Origin of the sequence: Siphonobacter sp. BAB-5405 (assembly GCF_002872335.1) — a bacterium.
Taxonomy (GTDB): domain Bacteria; phylum Bacteroidota; class Bacteroidia; order Cytophagales; family Spirosomataceae; genus Siphonobacter.
The window spans coordinates 194,324-215,025 of the sequence record NZ_NJAG01000011.1 but is presented as its reverse complement, the minus strand read 5'-3'; the positions used below and the strand labels follow the sequence as shown (position 1 = coordinate 215,025).

Annotated in this window: 15 protein-coding genes; 8 read left to right on the top strand and 7 right to left on the bottom strand. The window is 48.2% G+C overall.

The genetic code is table 11. The features are described from left to right. Positions 1–43: 43 nt before the first annotated feature. Complete coding sequence (locus BWI97_RS11025) at positions 44–1,123, top strand: alkene reductase (protein WP_102201038.1); 1,080 nt, start codon at positions 44–46, stop codon at positions 1,121–1,123. Positions 1,124–1,197: 74 nt separating this feature from the next. Here BWI97_RS11025 and BWI97_RS11020 read toward each other — a convergent pair whose 3' ends face one another. Both BWI97_RS11020 and BWI97_RS11015 read right to left on the bottom strand, forming a co-directional pair. Continuing rightward, positions 1,198–2,316 (bottom strand): Gfo/Idh/MocA family protein, encoded by a 1,119-nt coding sequence (locus BWI97_RS11020; RefSeq protein ID WP_102201037.1) that lies wholly within the window; start codon positions 2,314–2,316, stop codon positions 1,198–1,200. A 45-nt stretch (positions 2,317–2,361) separates the two neighbouring features. After that, positions 2,362–2,661, bottom strand: coding sequence for a DUF952 domain-containing protein (locus BWI97_RS11015; RefSeq protein WP_094809333.1), 300 nt, complete (start codon positions 2,659–2,661; stop codon positions 2,362–2,364). A gap of 691 nt (positions 2,662–3,352) precedes the next feature. Here BWI97_RS11015 and BWI97_RS11010 point away from each other — a divergent pair. The 4 genes from BWI97_RS11010 (at position 3,353) to BWI97_RS10995 (ending at position 11,929) form a co-directional block, all read left to right on the top strand. Next, entirely contained in the window at positions 3,353–5,611 is a 2,259-nt protein-coding gene (locus tag BWI97_RS11010; RefSeq protein WP_158242738.1) for a bifunctional alpha,alpha-trehalose-phosphate synthase (UDP-forming)/trehalose-phosphatase, read from the top strand. Positions 5,612–5,963: 352 nt separating this feature from the next. After that, the gene (locus BWI97_RS11005) at positions 5,964–6,230 is read left to right on the top strand and encodes a hypothetical protein (RefSeq protein ID WP_146010913.1); all 267 of its coding nucleotides are present in this window, start codon (positions 5,964–5,966) and stop codon (positions 6,228–6,230) included. A 104-nt stretch (positions 6,231–6,334) separates the two neighbouring features. Continuing rightward, positions 6,335–10,738 (top strand): CusA/CzcA family heavy metal efflux RND transporter, encoded by a 4,404-nt coding sequence (locus tag BWI97_RS11000; RefSeq protein ID WP_102201034.1) that lies wholly within the window; start codon positions 6,335–6,337, stop codon positions 10,736–10,738. 3 nt (positions 10,739–10,741) lie between these two features. Next, entirely contained in the window at positions 10,742–11,929 is a 1,188-nt protein-coding gene (locus BWI97_RS10995) for an efflux RND transporter periplasmic adaptor subunit (protein WP_102201033.1), read from the top strand. Between the two features lie 79 nt (positions 11,930–12,008). On the opposite strand, the gene BWI97_RS10990 is transcribed toward BWI97_RS10995, so the two are convergent. From BWI97_RS10990 to BWI97_RS10980, 3 genes are all read right to left on the bottom strand, one after another. Then, on the bottom strand, positions 12,009–12,635 hold the full coding sequence (locus BWI97_RS10990; RefSeq protein ID WP_102201032.1) for a DUF4190 domain-containing protein: 627 nt from the start codon (positions 12,633–12,635) through the stop codon (positions 12,009–12,011). Between the two features lie 458 nt (positions 12,636–13,093). After that, positions 13,094–13,351 (bottom strand): hypothetical protein, encoded by a 258-nt coding sequence (locus BWI97_RS10985; protein WP_102201031.1) that lies wholly within the window; start codon positions 13,349–13,351, stop codon positions 13,094–13,096. 151 nt (positions 13,352–13,502) lie between these two features. After that, on the bottom strand, positions 13,503–14,630 hold the full coding sequence (locus tag BWI97_RS10980) for a hypothetical protein (RefSeq protein WP_102201030.1): 1,128 nt from the start codon (positions 14,628–14,630) through the stop codon (positions 13,503–13,505). Between the two features lie 166 nt (positions 14,631–14,796). Between BWI97_RS10980 and BWI97_RS10975 the strand changes: the two genes are divergently transcribed. From BWI97_RS10975 to BWI97_RS10965, 3 genes are all read left to right on the top strand, one after another. Further along, positions 14,797–16,035, top strand: coding sequence for a pitrilysin family protein (locus BWI97_RS10975; RefSeq protein WP_094809349.1), 1,239 nt, complete (start codon positions 14,797–14,799; stop codon positions 16,033–16,035). A 52-nt stretch (positions 16,036–16,087) separates the two neighbouring features. Then, on the top strand, positions 16,088–16,675 hold the full coding sequence (gene lpcA, locus BWI97_RS10970) for a D-sedoheptulose 7-phosphate isomerase (RefSeq protein ID WP_094809351.1): 588 nt from the start codon (positions 16,088–16,090) through the stop codon (positions 16,673–16,675). Between the two features lie 143 nt (positions 16,676–16,818). Further along, positions 16,819–18,537, top strand: coding sequence for an IlvD/Edd family dehydratase (locus BWI97_RS10965; protein ID WP_094809353.1), 1,719 nt, complete (start codon positions 16,819–16,821; stop codon positions 18,535–18,537). A 60-nt stretch (positions 18,538–18,597) separates the two neighbouring features. Here BWI97_RS10965 and BWI97_RS10960 read toward each other — a convergent pair whose 3' ends face one another. Further along, a complete protein-coding gene (locus tag BWI97_RS10960) occupies positions 18,598–20,154 on the bottom strand; it encodes a hypothetical protein (protein ID WP_102201029.1) in 1,557 nt (518 codons plus the stop codon). Positions 20,155–20,285: 131 nt separating this feature from the next. After that, entirely contained in the window at positions 20,286–20,546 is a 261-nt protein-coding gene (locus tag BWI97_RS10955; RefSeq protein WP_094809357.1) for a hypothetical protein, read from the bottom strand. Positions 20,547–20,702: the final 156 nt, after the last annotated feature.

Here is a 20,702-nt window from a genome sequence, read left to right as displayed (position 1 = left end):
TTCGATCCTTTTTCAAAGAATAGCCCGTAATCTTATCGTTTTTATGAGTGATTTACGCTTGTTTACGCCCCTGACGCTGGGAGATTTAAGCCTCAATAATCGCATCGTTATGGCTCCCATGACACGGAACCGGGCCAGTGTCGACCATATTCCTACCGAACACATGGCTCTGTACTACGCTCAGCGGGCATCGGCGGGACTGATGATTACGGAAGGAACCAGCCCTTCCATCAACGGGGAAGGCTATGCCCGTATCCCCGGTATCTGGAACGAAGAGCAGATTTTAGGCTGGCGAAAAGTAACGGAAGCCGTACACGATCGTGGCGGGAAAATCTTCGTACAGCTCATGCATACCGGACGCATTTCGCATCGCCTGAATATGCACGAAGGAGCCTTGATTGTTGCTCCCTCGGAGGTACGGGCCAAGGGTAACATGCGTACGGATCAGGAAGGGGTACAGGCCCATCCCGTACCCTACGCCATGACCGAAGGCGAAGTGCACGATGCCGTTCTGGAGTTTGTACAGGCGGCTACCAATGCCATTACCGCCGGTTTTGACGGCGTCGAACTACATGCAGCCAATGGGTACCTGATCGAACAGTTCATTCGCCCTACGACCAACCAACGGACGGACGCGTACGGCGGAACCACCGAAAAATACGCTCATTTTGCTCTAGAAGTAGCCCGACAGGTAGCAGAAGCCATTGGGAAAGACCGCGTAGGTATTCGTTTGTCGCCCTACGGTGAAATGAACGATATGCCCTATCAGCCGGAATTCGATGAAATTTATCGGTATCTGGCTGACCAGCTGGGCGAGTATGTGACCTATATTCACCTCATTAATGCAAGCGAGGAAGAAGGCTATACGGCCCTTCGACAGTATGTACGACAGGTTTTTCCGGGTACACTGATTCTGAATCGAAGTTATACAAAGGAGCGGGCGGAAGAAGACCTGCAAAGCGGAGCGGCGGATTTGATTTCATTTGGAACTCCATTTATTGCGAATCCGGATTTACCCGAACGTTTCAAGCAGGAAGCTCCGCTGGCCGAAGGCGATCCCAGTACCTTCTATTCCCCCGGTGAAAAAGGGTACACGGATTATCCGAAACTGGATGAAGAATAGCGTAGCGTCCTTCGGTGTGAGCAATTCCATAAAAAAGCCCCGAACCTTTTTGAGTGTTCGGGGCTTTTTTATGACTACTGGGCCATCTGACTGGCCTGATACGCTAGTTCCAGGGAACGTAAGCCGTTTTCTTCCGTACTTTTTCGCTTGGTAACGCGACCCCGCAAATAGTCCGATTGCTCGGTGAAGAAATCCCGAAGCAAATCCCCGTAGAGGTGTTGTTTGTTTGTTTCATCCCCGAAATGAAGCTCTATTTTCTGAAAGGCTTCAATGTCTTTATGGCGTCCTCGCTGTTGCCGATCCGGACCGCCGTACGAGGCTGAAATATCCAGTCGGGCTCCCGGGAAAATATCGAGTAGCTGCTGGGTTTGTTCTTCGTTGACAATGCCCCGCAACGTCAGTCGGGTGGGCACCCATTCTTCGAGTGTAATGTCTCCATGCTCAAATACGATTCGTAATTCCTGGCGATCCAAGCGGCCCGGCTGCGTGAAGCCGTGGTAAAAATTAACGAGTATGTCGTTTTCGTATTTCACAATGGCCTGTACCTGTTCTTCAATACCGCTTTCGGGCCGAAATACCCGTTGGGCGGCCACGACCGTTCCGGCTCCCAGCCAGTATTCGAACAAATCGAAAAAGTGAACGGCGTGTTCGATGAAAATACCGCCACTAATTTCCCGATTCCAGAACCAGTGGGTAGGAGCCAGGCCTTCATCGCTGGCGTAGTTTTCGAAGTAACCGTGAATGGGTTTTCCCAGTAAATTACGCTTGATGATCTGCTGAACCCGGCCAATCATGGGATTATACCGTTGCATCAGATTGGTAATAATGACTAGACCCCGTTCTTTAGCGAGTGCCAGCATTTCCCGGCCCTGGTCGGGCGTGAGTGCCAGTGGTTTTTCACAAATGACGTGCTTGCCGTTTCGCAGACAAAGCATGGCCTGTTCGTAGTGTAGGGAAGGAGGCGTGGCCAGATAAATGACATCTATATCCGTACGGGTTGCTAATTCTTCGGGTGTTTCCAGCAGATCGGCTTTAAACCGGCGGGCGGCTTGCTTCGCCTGTTCGCGGAAGGTCCCGGCAATAGCAATGAGTTGGGTATCAGGAACCTGTAAGAAGTGTTGGGTAGCAAATAGCCCAAACCCGCCCATGCCAATAACGCCGAGGCGGAGAGTTTCGTAGGGAAGCGATTGCATTGACTGGAAGGTTGTTTCAGTTTTAGTACCAAAAAACCTGTACCGCTAAACTTCCGGCAGCGTCTCAATTTGTACGATGGCATCCCGGTTGAGCGGACCGTATAGATGAGGGAAGAGTTCGCCCCCGGTAGAGGCTTCGTAGCGTAAAGGGGCTGAAAATCGGGTTTCGTCCAGGTGTAGTACTAATAAAGGTCGCACGCCCGCGTAATAGCGTTCCAGTACACCCGCTACCTGTTCCTGTGTACTTAGGTGAATGAACCCTTCTTCCGCAAAGGTTTCGGGGGTGTAGGGATTTGCTTCCTCTAGTGCCGACCAATAGGCTGGCTGAACAACGTGATATAACATGAGCAGTAAAGATGTAAGGCTGGATACCGAAAAAGGTACTAAACCAGCCGATTGTATAAAGTTTTATTTTTTGACGGATGACGTATAGTTTGGCATGGTATTCCTAAGTTTTTATATAACTATTCATTAATTATTATACAGCCTGGAATGCTCGCTTGACGCCTTAAGTAGTTTTTAATGATTCATTAAGCTCAGCCTAAGGCTTCATGCCTACGTTTGTTCAGCACCAAACCAGTTAGACCATGATAGTAGAACCCATTCATGTATTAGCCTGGTCAAGGCTCCGCCGTCGCAAATTACGTCATCTTCGCTTGTTACCGAATTTCGAAAATGCTCCTTTGCTTGGCATTGGTACCTTAGTCGCCGGAATTGCTTACCTGCTTATTATGGGAGGAGTCGCTTAAAGCCTTCCTGCTTTCGCTTCCTGTTTGGTCCGAACCAGACGATTATTTTATCGAAAGGACCCATTTATTTTCTGAAACGAGCCGTTGCGTTCGCGGTTATCTTCCCGTTTTGAGATGCGTATACCTGTTCTTTTGAACAGTTAAGCATGCATTCCTCGGGGAGACTGTCGTCGCTCAATGTCCGGAAAAACTGGAAGTCTATTCCTCGTTTTTCCCCAGCCCAGCCGTTTCTTCACTCCTAGGGCGGGTTTTTGTAAGGAATGCCTATGAATCTGCCACCGAACTCTATGAAACGACTTTTCATAATTTCCAATCGATTACCCATTCAGTTAGTACGGCAGGAATCAACCGTACAATTGCTGGAAAGTGCGGGTGGCTTGGCTACCGCATTAAAAAGCTATCTACAAGCTCAGGACCGCTCTTCCTTTGAACCCGAAGAAGTAGTATGGGTAGGCAACGCTGATTTTAGTCGTGAGCTTTGGGAAGAATTTCAACAGAGCAAACGTTCGACCGGAACATTTAAAATTGAGCCACTTTGGCTCGATGATGATGTGAATGATGGTTTTTACAACGGTCTTTCCAATTCAACCATCTGGCCGCTCTTCCATTATTTTCCATCATTTGCTGAATTTAAAGAACCCAATTGGCAGGCGTATCAACAGGCAAACACTGTGTTTGCGGATCGTCTGGCCGAATTATATCAACCTGACGATGTCCTATGGGTACAGGATTACCACTTGATGTTATTACCGGCCCTGCTACGGGAGCGTTGCCCGGAAGCGACCATTGGTTTCTTCCTGCATATTCCTTTTCCATCGTTTGAAGTGTATCGCATGTTGCCCAACCGCTGGCGGGAAGGATTACTGCAGGGAATGCTGGGAGCCGACCTCATCGGATTCCATACTAACGATTACGTACAGCATTTCGAAAAATCAGTTCAACGGCTGTTAGGGATTGAAAGCAAACTACGTTTTGTTCAGATTCCCAACCGTCCGGTACGTGTTGATCTCTTTCCCATTAGTATTGACTACGATCGGTTCAACTCCTCTTATCGTCTGCCCGGAGTTGTCGCCGAGCGGGAAGCCATTCATCAGCAGTTACAGGGAAATAAACTTCTCTTTTCGGTGGATCGGCTTGACTATACGAAAGGCGTCTTGAACCGATTACAGGGATACGAGAAATTCCTGGAAAACCACCCGGAATGGCACGGCAAGATCAACTTTGTTATGGTTGTAGTACCCTCCCGTAGCGAAATCACTTCGTACGGTGAACGGAAGCAGATGATCGAAGAAAACATCGGTCGGATCAACGGGCGTTTTGCTACGGTCAGTTGGCAGCCGCTGGTCTATCAGTATCGCAGTCTTTCCTTCGAGCAACTGTGTGCCTACTACACGGCTTGCGATGTGGCATTAATCACCCCAATTCGGGATGGTATGAATCTAGTAGCCAAAGAGTTTATCGCCTCCCGCCAGGACGAACAAGGCGTATTGATTCTCAGTGAAGTAGCCGGAGCCGCCGCTGAATTAGGCGAGGCTTTACTTATTAATCCTACGGATCGGGTAGGGATGGCTTTAGCTATTGAAGAAGCCCTGTCCATGCCCGTTAAAACGCAGGCTGAGCGAATCAAACGCATGCAAACCCGTATTCGGGACTATGACGTGGTCCAGTGGGCGGATGATTTTTTAACCCAATTATTTAATGCTAAAGCCCAGCAAAACCAGTGGGAAGTACGCCTGCTGAATGTGGCATTACGCAAAGAACTTATGGATAATTATCAGAAAGCCCAAAAGCGGCTTTTATTGCTGGACTACGACGGTACGCTAGTTCCCTTCGCTAAGTTTCCCGATTTAGCCCGACCCAGTGAACGAGTGATTGAGTTGTTGAGCGAGTTGGCTAATGTACCCCAGAATCGCATTGTCATCATTAGTGGTCGGGATAAAAAGACGCTGGAAAACTGGTTCGGATCGCTCTCGATTCAACTGGTTGCCGAACACGGAGCGGCGGTACGATTGCCGGATGGAAACTGGCAGGAAAACCCGGAAGCTTTTCTGCCCGAATGGCGAAGCAATATTCAGCAGGCCATGAATCTGGCCGTACAACGTTGTCCGGGAACCTTTGTGGAAGAGAAAACGCACTCTCTAGCCTGGCATTACCGGAATACCGGAGCTGATCTGGGTTTTGCCCAGTCCCGTGAGCTCATTGATACCTTACATGGACTGACGGGCCATCAGCTACAGGTAATTGATGGAAACAAGGTCGTAGAGGTACGGGTGACGGGTGTAGATAAAGGAAGCGTTGCTAGCCGTTTAGCCTCGGATGATCAGTATGATTTTATCCTGGCCATTGGCGATGACCGTACCGATGAAGACATGTTCCGGACACTGGCCGACCGGGCCATTACTATTAAAGTAGGGCAGCAGAAAACGCTGGCTCGCTACAGTCTGCCAGATACGGGAGCTGTCTTAAGTTTCCTGCAACGCTTCACCAGTATGGACACACCGCCCAATGTAGAATTAACACCTAATCCGCATCTGGCTTCTGCTTAAGGCAGCGTCAGTGGGTAGTAAAAATGGGAAGAGCTAGGCTCTTCCCATTTTTTTTGTGCTCCCACGTATCGGCTTGAGAGCCCCAGCAGCTACCTATCTAAAATCCCCGGATTGGTCGCAAATACCTATCGAAATTGTATTTTATCTGCTTTATAACTTGAAATTCTAATTAAAATTTAATTCCTTTGAAGTAGTTAATAGCCAGATTTTAGTTAAAGAGAAGTTGACAAACAGAATAATAATGCGAATGTATCTCTGTTTGATGGTATTTTTTCTACTAGGTACCTCCGCCTATGGTTTACCTTTCTGGGTGGAAAATAATTGTACTTTAGAAAGAAATACTTCTACTTTTATGGCAGACAAAGATCCGGATTGTAAGAAAAAAATCCGGTATTGGAAGAGTGACAGTATGCCAGATGACGAACACTGGGATACGAATTCCGGGGAAGAACATAGCCACCATGTTTCCGACTTCCATCACCTCGACGCTGCCCTATTAACTTCTCAGTCCCGGCGTTTCTGGCTGATTCTTCTCAAACAAGCCGGTTTATTTCAGTATTGCAGCCATTATCAATCGATTGATGGCGTTTTGATTAGTCCACCCCCGCAGTTGGACTAATTTCCTCCTTTCCATTTCTCAGCTATTTCTGGCTGGGCCAGTTGCTTATTCTTTACTGAAACCAATGGATACACAGGGTAGTCCTTGTTGTATCCCTGACCGCTATGATCGATAAAATTATCGCATTCAGCGTCCGAAGTCCGTTTACGATTGGACTTCTGGTGCTGGTAATGGCCATTTGGGGTGGCTATTCATTAAAAACACTACCCATTGACGCAGTACCTGATGTAACCAACCAGCAGGTAGATGTAATTACCAATTCTCCGAATTTATCTTCTCTCGAAATTGAACGATACATCACCACGCCCCTGGAAATGGCCATGGCCAATATTCCGGGATTGACGGAAGTGCGTTCCTATTCCAAATTTGGTTCATCCGTGGTAAAACTGATTTTCACGGATGATACGGATATCTACTGGGCTCGTCAGCAGGTCTTTGAACGCCTGACACAGGTACAGGCCGAAATTCCGGAAGGGGCCGGTACGCCCATCCTGGGACCCGTATCGACGGGTTTGGGCGAAATTTTTCAATACGTTATTCGTCCGAAAGACCTCAATAACAGCCCCTATACGCTGACTGAAATCCGTACCATTCAGGATTGGGTCGTACGGCGTAAATTACTCGGTTTGCCCGGCGTGGCCGACGTAAGTGGTTACGGAGGATACGCCAAAGAATATCAGGCTCAGATCAAAACCGACCGTATGCGGGCACTGGGCGTTACGGTAGATGAATTATACGAAGCTCTGAACAAGGGCAACAGCAATACGGGCGGTGCCTACATTGAAAAGGAAAACAAGGCATTTACCATTCGCGGTATTGGTCTGGCTGCTTCACTCGAAGACATTGCCAATGCTGTAGTGAAGAAAAACGGCAATGTACCCATTCTGGTCAAAGACGTAGCCGATGTAGAATTTGGCCACGCTTTACGTTTCGGAGCTTTGTCCAACAACGGTGAGGGCGAGGTCGTCGGTGGTTCCATTCTGATGATGAAAGGAGCCAACGGAAACGAAGTAATTTCCCGTTTGAAGGAGCGTTTCACCGAAATTCAGAAAGAATTGCCCCCTGGACTCACCATCGAGCCTTTCCTGGATCGCTCGAAACTGGTGAACGCCGCCATTGCAACAGTAGCAAAAAACCTCGTGGAAGGGGCCATCATCGTCATGATTGTCATTCTGATCTTCCTGGGCAATTGGCGGGCCAGTTTGCTCGCGGCTTCGGTTATTCCGCTGGCCATGCTCTTTGCCTTTATCTGGATGAAGGAATTTGGGGTAGTTGGAAACGTGATGAGTCTGGGAGCGATTGACTTTGGTCTGCTGGTCGATCCGGCGATCATTGTCGTCGAGTCCGCCGTACTTTTCCTGGCCCTACGTATGAGTAAATTCCAAGGCAAGAAAATGACTTTCGCGGATCGGCAGGAAGTTGTTATTTCGGCGGCGGCGGAAGTAAAAAAATCGGTGATTTTCGGTGGCCTGATCATCCTGATTGTATACGTTCCCATTCTGACCTTACAAGGAATTGAAGGAAAGATGTTCTCGCCCATGGCCAAAACGGTAGCCTTTGCCATCATCGGAGCCTTGTTACTGGCGGTTACCTACGTACCGATGATGTGTGCCGTCATGTTACGACCGCCGAAGTCGGCACACCACGATGGCTTCTCGGAAAAAATTGTTCAGTTCTTCCTAAAAGGGTTGCGTCCCGTGGTACGGGCGGGCTTACGCGTGAAGTGGGCGGTGATTCTGTTTGCCCTGGCAGTACTGACTGCCGGGATCATCGGTTTCGGGAAAATCGGGGGTGAGTTTATGCCGCAGATTCAGGAAGGCGACATGGTCGTGGATATGGATTTGCCCGTGGGTACGCCACTGACGGAATCGATTCGCCAGAGCCAGATTTTTCAGGCGGGGATTATGAAAGAATTTCCGGATGAGGTCGAAGGAGTTGTCTCAAAAATTGGTACGTCCGAAGTGAAAGTCGATCCCTTGCCGCTGGAATCGCAGGAGGTATACGTCGAGCTGAAGGATAAAAAGCACTGGACCAAGGCGACCAATCAGCAGGAACTGGCGATCAAGATGAATGAGTATATGTCGCAGTTCCCCGGTCCACTCTACGCCATTTCGCAACCCATCGAAAGCCGGGTCAACGATATGATTTCCGGAGCCCGGACGCAGGTAGTGGTACAGTTATACGGAACGGACCTGGATACGCTGGTAAAGAAAACCAAGCAGATCATTCAGATCGTACGCAATGTACCCGGAGCCGTAGACGTGAAAGGGAGCAAGGTATTTGGTCTGCCGCAGTTGAATATTCACTACGACCGGCAGCGGATGGCCGTATACGGAATCAAGGTTGAACAGGTAAACCGGGCCATTCAGATGGCCTTCGGGGGTGCGACGGCGGGTGTGGTCTACGAAGATGATCGTCGTTTTGACGTAACGCTTCGACTGACGGGCGAAGACCGGACGCGTCCCGAAAACATTGAAAACCTGCTCATTAACGATCAGAATAATAACCCGATTCCATTGCGGGACATTGCCACCATCTCGGAAACCATTGGACCCTCGGAGATTGTACACGAAAATATGAAACGGGTCGTAAACCTGGGCTTCAACGTCCGGGGCCGTGACTTGCAGTCGGTGGTAAGCGACGTGATCAAACAGGTGGACGCCAAAGTAAAACTCCCCAAGGGATACGAGATCAACTACGGAGGCGACTTCGAGAACTTTGGACGGGCGAAAGACCGGCTTTCGATTGTCGTACCGATTGCCCTGCTCGTCATCTTTGGCCTGTTGTATCTGACCTTCCGCAATTTCCGCGACAGCTTCCTGATTTACGCCGTAGTACCCTTGTCGGCAGTGGGAGGGGTATTCTCACTGCTGATTCGGGACATGAACTTCAGTATTTCCGCCGGGGTTGGCTTTATCGCTCTGTTTGGGGTAGCCGTATTGAATGGAATTCTACTGGTCAGTCACTTCAACGCCCTGGGTGATGAAGGGATCGACGACCCCAACGAGCGGGTACTGAAAGGGATTGAAGAACGCTTCCGCCCGGTACTGATGACTTCGTTTGTGGCGGCACTCGGCTTTATGCCCATGGCCTTGTCAACCAGCGTCGGTTCAGAAGTACAGAAGCCCCTGGCAACGGTGGTGATTGGGGGTCTGCTGACGGCTACGGTTCTGACTCTCATTGTCTTACCGATTCTGTACGCCATGTTCGCTGGGAAGCCGAAAAAAGGTGGGTTGACGGGTGGTGTAAAAGCTAAAGCGGTACCGGTTACCACTACCATTGTTCTACTACTCGCTACGGGTCTGCTGGCTGCTACGGCTCAAATCACGCCTAACCAGGCCATTCCTACGAAACCCGAAGTAGGAGCTGTTGAAGATGTACGCGAACTAACGCTGGATCAGGCTTTGAACTTAACCAGACAACACAATCCCCAGACGCGTCTGGCCGATCTGCGAATTGAACGGGAGCAGGTACTCCTGCCAGCAACGCTCAATATTGAGCCACCCCGTATTTACACGCAGGCTCCGAGTGGCGAGAACTATCGGTTGGGTTTTTTCCAGACGATCCAGTTTCCTACCGTTTACAGCAACCAGCGAAGAGCTCAGAAACAACTGGTGAAAGTAAATCAGGCGGAAAAGAACGTGACGTTTAATGAACTCTCGTATCAGGTTCGCTCGGTTTTTAACGACATTCTGTACTACGAGCGGGTGATTCAGAACTTCGAAAAGCAGGATAGTCTGCTTTCGAATTTCGTTCGGGTGACGGACGTACGCCTGAATGTCGGACAAATTTCTCGAATTGAACGTCTGAACGCTGAGTCTCAATACCGCGAAAACCAGATTTACCTCAAACAGTCGCGAGCCCGGCTTCGCGGCTCCCGTATCCAGCTCTGGATTCTGACGGGGCTGGCTCCGGATAGTACACGAAAAGTCAGAGGAGATTTTAAACGACTGAACTACGCTTCGACCATTTCAGCGTCGGATACGTCTTTTTCTTCGAACCCTCGGGTAGCGTATTTCGAAGAAAATCGCCGGTACAATGAAAAGTTACTGCAAGTTGAAAAAAGCCGGCAATTACCCGGTATTTCATTAGGCTACATGAATCAGGGCAGCAGGGAAACACCAGCGGTCTACCGTTGGGAGTTTGGTCTGACGGTACCGCTCTGGCAGTGGCAGTACCGTTCCCGTCAGGCGGGGGCCCGTAAGGATATTGAAATTGCCCAGCAACAGATTTCGCTAAGTGGCTACGAGCTACGGGGTGCTTATGATAAAGCGGCGTCGGATTACCGCACCTACCGGGAGTCGCTGGACTATTATGAAACCTTTGCCCTCAATCAGGCAGACGAAATCGTCAAAGCCGCTCAGGATAGTTACCGCCTGGGAAGCATTGGCTACTACAACTTTCTGCTGAACCTGCAGCAGGCGTTCCAGATCCGGGCCGAATACCTGGATGTTGTCCGGAACTACAATAACTCGATCATCACGATTCAATACCTCAAAGGAGAATAATCCATGAAAAAGAACTTTTTGCCCCTGTTGGCCCTGCTGGGCCTGAGTGGCTTCTTAAGTAGTTGTTCGGATAGTGACGCGGAATCCAAGGCGGAAGAAAAACCGGCCCAGGTAAGCGTAAGTGCGGATTCCTTGCAATTATCCATGAAGCAACTTGAATCAGTTAACGTTGATCTGACGGGTTTTGAAGATCGACAACTGCGTCCGGTTATCAACGCCAACGGAAAGATTAAACTGTTCCCGGATAGCAGATCCGAAGTACACAGTGAAGTGGAAGGTCATGTCGACCAGATTTACGTGCGGGAAGGCCAGTTTGTGAAGAAAGGACAACCCTTGATGAAACTGACCAGTGGAGAGTTTCTGGAGCTGAAAAATCAGTACATCACGGCGAAAAGTGAAGCCGACTTCCTGGAAATTGAATTCAAGCGGCAGGCTGAATTGCGGAAAAGTAACGTCGGTGTACTGGCTGATTATCAGGCTACGGAAGCCAAGTTGAATGCGGCCATTGGGCGGGAAAAGGCCTTCAAAGCCAAATTGGCTCTGCTGGACTTCAATGCCACTCAACTCAACGATATTCGCAAAGCCGTCGTCTCACCCGAACTCATCATTCGTGCTCCCATTAGCGGTTCGATTTATAAAGTGCATCAGAACCTGGGTAAGCTGGCGACGCCTACCGACCCACTGGTAGATATTCTGAATACCGAACAATTACAGGCAAACGTATACGTGTACGAGAAAGACGCGGAGTTAATTCAGGTTGGGCAGAAGGTGGAATTGACCTTCCCAAACTCGGAAATTGGAGCTGTACAGGGAACCGTCGCCAGCGTAGCCCGGGCTCTGGATGCCGAAAATGGAGCGATTACGTTGTACGTGAATTTCAAACGCCCGCATACGAATGACATCATTTTCTCGGATATGAACGTTCGGGCGAAGATTGTAGGAGCCAGCGAGCGGAAAAGTTCGAATACACTGCCGCGTACGGCCATTCTGGATGACGGAGAAGGTACATACATTTTCGGTACCAGTCAGCCACAAGCCGCCAAGATTCCTTTACGAAAACTGAAGGTAGAAATCCAGAATGAAGGCGAAGAGTATGTGCAGGTGAAAGTGCTGGAAAAGGTACCCAATACGATTAAGGTTGCGTATAAAAATATACTGGCGTTGGAAGCCGAACGCAAGAAAAACGAGTAAGGATTTATGTAAGGATGTAGTAAAAAAGCGGCTCTTGTAGGGCCGCTTTTTTAGTGATTGTATCGATTTGTCCAGTAAATCAGGAGAATGAGAGGGAAGATAAGGCAATGAGAGCAATGATGATCAGCAGAAGACCAAAGAAGCCCAGTGATAAACCTGTAATCGCAAACCCACGACCTTTGTATTCAGAGCTATGACGGTTAATCTTGCTTAATCCGACAAACCCGAAAACAATAGCGACAATCGCTCCCAGTAAAAATAAAAGCCCGCTACCGATCAATAAGACGTCCAGCAAAGCCAGGAAGCCAGCGATGAAAGAGACGACAGAAATGGGTTCCGTACGTCGGGAATCAGCCGTACGCTTCGCTTTAGCCTGAAGCTTTTGAACCTTCTTCGTAACCATTTTCGTCAGTAACCGTTGACGAAACCCAACTTTCGTCTGCTGACTGGCAGAGGCCTCGGCTGATGTTACGGCATGGGCTGGGGTAGAAGTTGCCAGACTGGGAACTGCTGAAAGAACAGGAATGGCCGAAGCCAGTAATTCTTTTTTAGGAATAAGCGGGATAGAGGTGGTGTCAGGCTTAGTAGCGACTTTCTTACGTTCAATGAGCGGTGGGGTAGATTTGGCGAAGTACGCGTAGTTGGTTTTTTGACACGAGGTTAACGCAACCAGACTTAGTAAAGTCAAGGTAAATAACTGTTTCATACTTGATGGACAATGGTGGATTAATTACTAACAGCGAGCGAAAATGAAAAGAATATTTTTGATTTCCTAATTGAGATTTCATCAAAAATAAAGGGAAGCGAAGCATAAAAAAAATAGCATAGTTAATCCTAATCTTTTGATCAAATTAATTCTTATACAAAGAAAAAATAGTTACAGGTAGATAATTGATAGTAAAAATTAGTTTCACTTTACTAACTATTTAAATCCTTAAGATTAATGATTTATCCTCTGAATCAGAATGAGTTAAGATGTGTAAAAACGTTCTTGTACGGATATTTATTTTGAACCTAGAATATACGTAAGTTTAACTGGGAACGAGTATGTACTAATTAGATAGTACGTGTGCTTAATGTAGGAAGCTAAAGATAAAAATACGATGTATTCGAGTAGGAGATAAAAACAAAGCAGGCGGCCCGTAAGAGTCGCCTGCTTTGTTTTTAAGAATTTTTCTTGGTTTTGGTTGCCGTTTTGGTGGTGGTCTTCGTATCACCATTGGCTCCTTTCACAGTCGAAGTTTCTACCTTCTTCGAGACGTTTTTGCTACTTCCTTCAGAAGCTGGGCTCGTCGTTTTTTTGCTGGAAACGTGTTCCGTTTTTTTCTTCGTTACCGTTTTTTTGGTTACAACTACGGGCTGTTGAGCGAATGAACCGAAGCTAAGAGCGGTCAGTAACAGAGCAATGCTGAACGTTTTCATGGTATCAGGGTGAAAAATGAATAAAATACGAAAGCTTATTCCACAAGGGATAAAGCTATATCCGTACTCAAAATTTTTGTACCGCTGATTTACAAAATGCTTTAAATGGGGCTTTTTTAATTCCCATTTAATCTTTAGTACAGTGTCAGCATTACTTCAAGGCCTGCTTAATTTCATCCATCGTACTTCGGTATTCAGCCAGTTTCTGAGCCTTCCTGTAATACTCCCGAGCCTGATCTTGCTTGCCGGAACGATCCGCAATACGGGCGAGTCCGCAATAAGCCATGGCGTGGTAATCCTGCGTATACTGTTCGCTTATTTTGTTTTGCAGGGCTTTATGGTAATAAGAAGCAGCAGCGGCATCGTTTTTCTTTCCTTTTTCTAGAATCAATCCCAGAAAAACTTCACCCGATGATTTAAAAACCACTTGTTTTTTCTGGGCTAGTTGCTGAGCCAGTGGTTCGGCGTCAGCGTATCGGCCCGCCAGCGTAAGAGCTTCCGTGTGTCGCGTCAGGTAAACCGGATTGTTTGGATATTCTTTTAGTAAAGGCGTCGAGTAAGTCAGAGCTTTTGCTGGATTATTTTCATGTTTGATCAGGACATAGACCAGATAATACGCGGCTTCCGTTTTGGTGAAAATGCCTCTCTGGTAACCCGTTTCCATCTGTTTCAACCCCAGCGTTTTATTGCCATTTTGAAAAAAGACCATGATGGGTTTTACGATGGGGTGATCCTGCGGATACTGTTCGCGGTAATAATTATAGAGGCCCGTTGAAAAGAAAAATTCCGGGTTTTGTTCCGTCAGCTTGAATCCTTTCTTCATATAGTTATAGGTACGCTTGGCTTCCGAAGTGGCTTTCATAAACTCGCCCCGGTCCGATTCCAGCATCGCCAGGTAACTATGGGAGGCCAACAGAAAAAACGTAGCTTCTGTATCATGTTTATCAGCGGACTTCATCTGTTCCGCCTGTTCCAGCGACTGATTCAGATACGACTGATACCGACTGGCCGCCGAAGCGTTCTCAGACACGGGCAGGTACTGCCAGTAGGTCTGAATCGCCAGTAGTAACGCATTGACCGGGTGATTCGGATATTTGGCTTTGATCTTTTGTTGGAAAGGTTCGGCCTCTTTGAATTCGAAATTGTAAATGTTTTTGAGGGCTTCAATGACTTGCTGCTGGGTTTCGCGATCGTTGAGAATCTGAGACTTAGCGGAAGGGCTTTGGAAAATAAAGAACGAAAGCAGCAGAAGAAGGCGTAAATAGGTATGATTTTTCATGACTGGGGTTTACAAATGGGTATGCAAAAAGTGGGGTACTTGCTGGAAATTTTAAAAACATTGAGCCGTTAAAGATAGGGTGCATTTAACCCATAACCGTAGATTTGTCGGAAGGAAACGGATGCGGCGGACTAACCGTTCGCCGAAATACGTCCGGTTGAGGACTATGATTCATTATCAGACTTTTACTCTGGATAACGGCTTGCAGGTATATGTGCTCGAAGATCACACCACGCCCATGGCAGCCGTCAATATTTTGTACAACGTGGGTTCGCGGGATGAAAACCCCGAAAAAACGGGCTTTGCCCACCTCTTCGAGCACCTGATGTTTGGCGGCTCGAAACACATTCCCGATTACGATACCCCCCTGCAACGGGTAGGTGGGGAGAATAACGCATTTACGTCGCCCGATATTACTAACTATTACATCACCTTACCGGCGACGAATCTGGAAACGGCCTTCTGGCTGGAGTCGGATCGGATGATGTCGCTATCCTTCGATCCGCAGGTGCTGGAAGTACAGCGAAATGTGGTGATTGAAGAATTCAAACAACGCTACCTTAACCAGCCCTACGGTGATGTGTGGCTGAAGCTTCGACCCCTGGCGTACACAAAACACCCGTATAGTTGGGCGACCATCGGCAAGGAAATCAGCCATATCGAAGAAGCAACGCTGGAAGATGTGCGGAACTTCTTTTTCCGGTATTACGTGCCGAGCAATGCCTTGCTGGTGGTAGCCGGAAATGTAACCGTAGAACAGGTAAAAACCCTGAGCAAAAAATGGTTTGAACCCATTGCCGCCGGTCAGCCGTATCAACGGGCTTTGCCTGAGGAGCCCTTACAAACCGAGGCCCGTTTTCAGGAAGTTGAAGCCAAAGTACCCCTGGACGCTCTGTATAAAGTTTATCACATGCCGGGTCGGTACGAGGCCGGGTATTATCCGGCCGATTTGCTGGCGGATATTCTGGGCCGGGGAAAATCGTCACGCCTGTATCGCAAGCTGGTGAAAGAACAGGCTTTGTTTAATTCCATCAATGCGTATCCTACGGGTAGTCTGGAACCTGGCTTATTCGTCATTCAGGGTAACCTGAATCAGGGTGTATCAATTGAGGAGGGCGAAAAGGCCATTCAGGAAATCATTGATGAACTGCTGGCGAAAGGACCGATGGAATCGGAAGTATTAAAAGTAAAAAATCAGGCTGAAGCGACCCTGGCCTTCTCCGAAATCGAGTTATTGAATCGGGCGATGAATCTGGCATTTGCGGCTAACGCCGGAAACGTCGAATGGGCCAATATGGAAGCAGAACGCATTCAGGCCGTATCGGGCGAACTGATTCAGGCGGCGGCCCGTAACATTCTTCGTCCCGAAAACTGTTCAACCTTGTATTACCGGGCTTCGGCTTAATGTTCAGCGTTTCGGGAAAGATTTGGCCCGGAACGCCCAATCCTTACTATCCATGTTACAGTCGATTATTCAACAGGAATTATCAGAAGCTCAACAAGTACTGGATCGCTTTTTAAACGATCCTAAACATAGTCAGCACATTGAAGACGCTGCCCGCTTACTGGCTGTGGCGATTCAGAACGGCAACAAAATCATTTCCTGCGGAAACGGCGGTTCGCATTGTGATGCCATGCACTTTGCCGAAGAACTCACGGGTCGCTACCGAAACGATCGCCGATCACTACCGGCCATTGCGATTTCCGACGTGAGTCACTTATCCTGCGTATCCAATGACTACGGCTACGATCACGTATTTAGCCGTTTTGTGGAAGGCATGGGCTTTGCCGGGGATGTACTGGTTGGAATCAGTACGTCCGGAAATTCGGCTAATATCATCAAAGCGGTAGAAGCCGCCCGTTCCAAGGGCATGAAGGTATTGATTCTGACCGGAAAAGATGGAGGCAAACTGGCCGGACAGGCCGACGTGGAAATCTGCGTACCGCATTTTGGCTACGCGGATCGTATTCAGGAGATTCACATTAAAGTGATTCACATTTTAATTTTATTGATTGAGAAGTTAGTGGTCGAACAAAACGACTAACGTCCCTTCTTTGCGTCTGTTAAAACACAGTATTTCACTTGTAATAGTGAATACTGTGTTTTATTTGTGAATGGGCATTGGATGGGGACGGATATCCCCTGTGGGCAAGATCAGACATAACCCTCTAAACTGAACACTGAAACATGCAAGAAGAAAAGAAACTCCGTTCACAGGACTGGTTTGGCAAGACGGGCAAAGACGGTTTCATTTACCGGGCCTGGATGAAAAATCAAGGCTTTCCGCACCATGAATTCATGGGCAAGCCCGTCATCGGAATCTGTAATACCTGGTCGGAGTTAACGCCCTGTAATGCCCACTTCCGCGAACTCGCCGAGTGTATCAAGCGGGGCGTGTGGGAGGCCGGAGGCTTTCCCGTGGAGTTTCCCGTCATGTCTTTGGGCGAAACCCTCATGAAACCTACGGCCATGCTGTATCGCAACCTGGCCAGTATGGACGTGGAGGAATCCATTCGCGGAAATCCCATCGATGGCGTCGTGCTGATGTGCGGTTGTGACAAAACAACGCCCTCCCTGGTGATGGGAGCAGCGAGCGTGGACCTGCCCAGTATCGTCATCTCGGGCGGACCCATGCTGGCGGGGCACTTCAAAGGCCGTAAGATCGGTACGTCGGATGTCTGGCGTTTTGCCGAAGCCTACAAAGTAGGGGAGATGTCGCAGGAGGAATTTATTGCCGCTGAAGGCTGTATGGCCCGTAGTGCCGGGCACTGTGCGGTGATGGGCACGGCCTCCACGATGGCATCCATGGTCGAATCGCTGGGCTTGACTTTGCCCGATAATGCGTCCATTCCAGCGGCGGATTCCCGCCGAAAAACCATGGCCCACATGACGGGTCGCCGGATCGTGGAGATGGTTCGCGAGGACCTGACGATGTCCAAAGTACTAACCCGAAAGGCCTTTGAAAACGCAATCATGGTCAATGCCGCCATCGGGGGCTCTACCAACTTTGTCATTCACTTAATGGCGATTGCGGGTCGGATTGGCGTGGAGCTGGACTTGCAGGATTTTGATCGCTTGTCCGAAAATATTCCTTTCATTGCCAATATTCAGCCTTCAGGCGAGCACTTCTTTGAAGATCTGTACTACGCGGGCGGCTTGCCCGCGGTAATGAAAGAGCTTTCCAATTCGCTCAACCTGGATGCTCTGACGGTAACCGGGCAAATGATGGGCGAAAACATTGTTTTATCCAATGCTCATAACCGTGAAATCATTGCTTCCGTCGATAATCCCTTCAAACCCAACACCGGGCTAGCCGTACTGAAAGGCAATCTGGCCGTGAATGGAGCTGTACTTAAGCCCTCGGCGGCCAGTCCGCACCTGATGACGCACACGGGCCGGGCGGTTGTCTTTGAAGACATTGACGATTACAAAGCCCGGATTGACGACCCGGATCTGGACATCGACGAAACCTGCGTCATGGTGTTGAAATACGTTGGTCCGAAGGGATACCCCGGTATGCCGGAAGTAGGAAATATGGTTTTGCCGAAGAAGCTCCTTGAAAAAGGCATCCACGATATGGTCCGTATTTCCGACGGTCGGATGAGTGGTACCGGTTTCGGTACGGTCGTCCTGCACGTTTCACCCGAAGCGGCCATTGGAGGCACACTGGCTCTGGTACAAAATGGCGATCTGATTACGCTGGATGTACCCAATCGTAGCCTGCACCTGCACGTATCCGATGAGGAACTGGCCGAACGTAAAAAGCTCTGGGAGCCGCTTGAACTGGGTTACGAACGCGGTTATACCAACTTGTATCTGAATCACGTCCAGCAATCGCACCAGGGAGCTGATATGGATTTTCTGGTTGGAAAATCCGGAACCTGGAAATTGCGGGAATCGCATTAGAAACAAAACACCCGGCTTGGATTCAAGCCGGGTGTTTTGTTTTCGTACGGATTTAGAGGTTTACTTACAGGCTGTATACGCTTCGGCAACCTCCTGAAGATTGATCGGCGTCTGACTGTTGGCGTACTTGGTGCCGATAGCCGGGCAGTCACTCAAATACTCCAGCATATTTTTCCGGGCATTGAGTAACGTTGAACGTACGCCTTTTTCATCCCCTTTTTTCATCATCAGGTATTCCGTATTTCCCGGAACGAGCGATTGATACACCACCAGTTTCGGCGATTGATACGTATTTTGTAAAAGGTAGTAGGTAGCACCACCCGTAATCGCTGAGCCAAACTTCCGAATCAGGTATTCTTTACCATTTTCGTCCTGAAAGGATTTGATGGTAGAGCCCCATACCCAGGTTTCAGGGCCATTACCTGTACTGGGCAGACATACTGACAAATCAGTCGTGGAAGGCAGTTCGACCATGCCGTTTTTTTCCTTAGACTGATAGTAGGGTTCACTCCGGAATACCTTGACCAAGCCTTCGTAAGTACCCGCGTTGCGACCGGATTCGATGACAATTTTAGTCTTTGGGATCAGATAGTACTTATAGCGGTCCATCACTTCCGGGGTAGAAAGCACCGCTAGCTGGCTCGCTGTTTCTTCCTGGAGTTCGGGTGTGAAGGCCCGAATCATGGATTCCAGCTCTTCACTATTCTTGTAGGAAATCAAACCCATCATTTGCCGGATCGACTTGTCAATGGGTTTATATTGTTCAACGTAAGCCATAGCTTCTTTGTAATTTCCCTGCAACAGGTTCGTAACGGCCAGGTTTTGCAAAGCCGCTCTTCTTACTTCGGAAGCATTTCCTTCTCCCTGGTAATTAGCCAGCGTCTGCCATTGGGAAAGGTAAGGTTTAGCCTGCTCCAGATAGGCTTCAATACCGTTCTTTTTAAGCGTACTTTGCAAGCCATTAATCTGCTCTTTTAACTCCTTCAATTCAGGAAATTTCTTAACCCCATTCAGGTACGCTAAACTTGTACTAAACTTTCCCTGATAACCGTAAATCTTATTCTGTAAAGGCACGAGACTTTCCGTAATTGCCTTCTGGGCAAAAAGGGCTAAACTTGCTCGTTTATTGTTTTTGAAGTCGATGGAAGAAGCGGGTACGGCAACTTGCGAAGATTCGTACGGATTGATAAATACTTTACGTCCGTAGCGATCATAAACGGTGGTATGCACGGCTACCTGAGCAAGGGATTGTTGAGCATTGTAGGGATTAGGTCCAATGAACTTAAAAGCCTGAATGAGAGCAATTACGTGCAGATCACCCTGATCATCTACCTGGATTAATTTGCCAAAATTAATAGCCAGGGTATTCCCCGTGAAAGCCGCTTTTAAATCATCCGCGTGTTCTTTACTGATAAACGCGTTATTGATTTGACTGGTAACAATTCCGCGAACATCATACGTATGGTCTTGCTGAAGGGCTGGTAAGGTAGCGGGAACTTCTCGTGAAAAACCGATGGATTCGTAATTTACTTCCTGAGCTTTGGCGAGTGAAGCAGTAAGCAGAAGAATACTGCCAAGGGTGCAAAAGGATTTTGCACGCCGAAATTTGATGGACATAAAGAAGATGATAGATGGGGTATAAAACTAAATTTCAGCTCAAATATAGATAACAAAATAAAAAAGGGATAAGAGAAAATTACTTTCTCTTATCCCTTTGTAAATCAAAATTATAAACGTTAATAAAGCCGCTAATTCGTATCCCTTTCTTCCTTAGCGGGTAGATGAATTGTTTTCGTCGGCTCGAAAAGTGTATCTCCACGAATGGTATCCGAAGCTACCGTACCGGGAAACATTGTTCGTTTTTTATCTTTTATAAAAATAAGACTACCGCCAATTGCAACGACCATCAGCACCACTACAATAAGCACCGCCCAGCGGATAAGTGAACTGATTCGCCACCATTGTTTCATTTTACTCCATGAATTATTTGTATCGTTCGTTGATTCCATAGCTGTTCCAAATGATTCTACTGCTTATAGGTACAAAAGAATTATCCCTTCTGCTCTGGAGCAGTGACGTGTGGTCTACATGCCCAATCTGCGGACGTTATACCCCTGATTGGTAGGCTTTTCGAAGACATGACTTGAAAATACGCAACAAGTGGT

What these genes read in the sequence shown, in the direction of transcription:
- BWI97_RS11025 (WP_102201038.1), top strand. Translation starts at nt 44, where the DNA reads ATGAGTGATTTACGCTTGTTTACGCCCCTGACGCTGGGAGATTTAAGC.
- BWI97_RS11020 (WP_102201037.1), bottom strand. Translation starts at nt 2,316, where the DNA reads ATGCAATCGCTTCCCTACGAAACTCTCCGCCTCGGCGTTATTGGCATG.
- BWI97_RS11015 (WP_094809333.1), bottom strand. Translation starts at nt 2,661, where the DNA reads ATGTTATATCACGTTGTTCAGCCAGCCTATTGGTCGGCACTAGAGGAA.
- BWI97_RS11010 (WP_158242738.1), top strand. Translation starts at nt 3,353, where the DNA reads ATGAAACGACTTTTCATAATTTCCAATCGATTACCCATTCAGTTAGTA.
- BWI97_RS11005 (WP_146010913.1), top strand. Translation starts at nt 5,964, where the DNA reads ATGGCAGACAAAGATCCGGATTGTAAGAAAAAAATCCGGTATTGGAAG.
- BWI97_RS11000 (WP_102201034.1), top strand. Translation starts at nt 6,335, where the DNA reads ATGATCGATAAAATTATCGCATTCAGCGTCCGAAGTCCGTTTACGATT.
- BWI97_RS10995 (WP_102201033.1), top strand. Translation starts at nt 10,742, where the DNA reads ATGAAAAAGAACTTTTTGCCCCTGTTGGCCCTGCTGGGCCTGAGTGGC.
- BWI97_RS10990 (WP_102201032.1), bottom strand. Translation starts at nt 12,635, where the DNA reads ATGAAACAGTTATTTACCTTGACTTTACTAAGTCTGGTTGCGTTAACC.
- BWI97_RS10985 (WP_102201031.1), bottom strand. Translation starts at nt 13,351, where the DNA reads ATGAAAACGTTCAGCATTGCTCTGTTACTGACCGCTCTTAGCTTCGGT.
- BWI97_RS10980 (WP_102201030.1), bottom strand. Translation starts at nt 14,630, where the DNA reads ATGAAAAATCATACCTATTTACGCCTTCTTCTGCTGCTTTCGTTCTTT.
- BWI97_RS10975 (WP_094809349.1), top strand. Translation starts at nt 14,797, where the DNA reads ATGATTCATTATCAGACTTTTACTCTGGATAACGGCTTGCAGGTATAT.
- lpcA (WP_094809351.1), top strand. Translation starts at nt 16,088, where the DNA reads ATGTTACAGTCGATTATTCAACAGGAATTATCAGAAGCTCAACAAGTA.
- BWI97_RS10965 (WP_094809353.1), top strand. Translation starts at nt 16,819, where the DNA reads ATGCAAGAAGAAAAGAAACTCCGTTCACAGGACTGGTTTGGCAAGACG.
- BWI97_RS10960 (WP_102201029.1), bottom strand. Translation starts at nt 20,154, where the DNA reads ATGTCCATCAAATTTCGGCGTGCAAAATCCTTTTGCACCCTTGGCAGT.
- BWI97_RS10955 (WP_094809357.1), bottom strand. Translation starts at nt 20,546, where the DNA reads ATGGAATCAACGAACGATACAAATAATTCATGGAGTAAAATGAAACAA.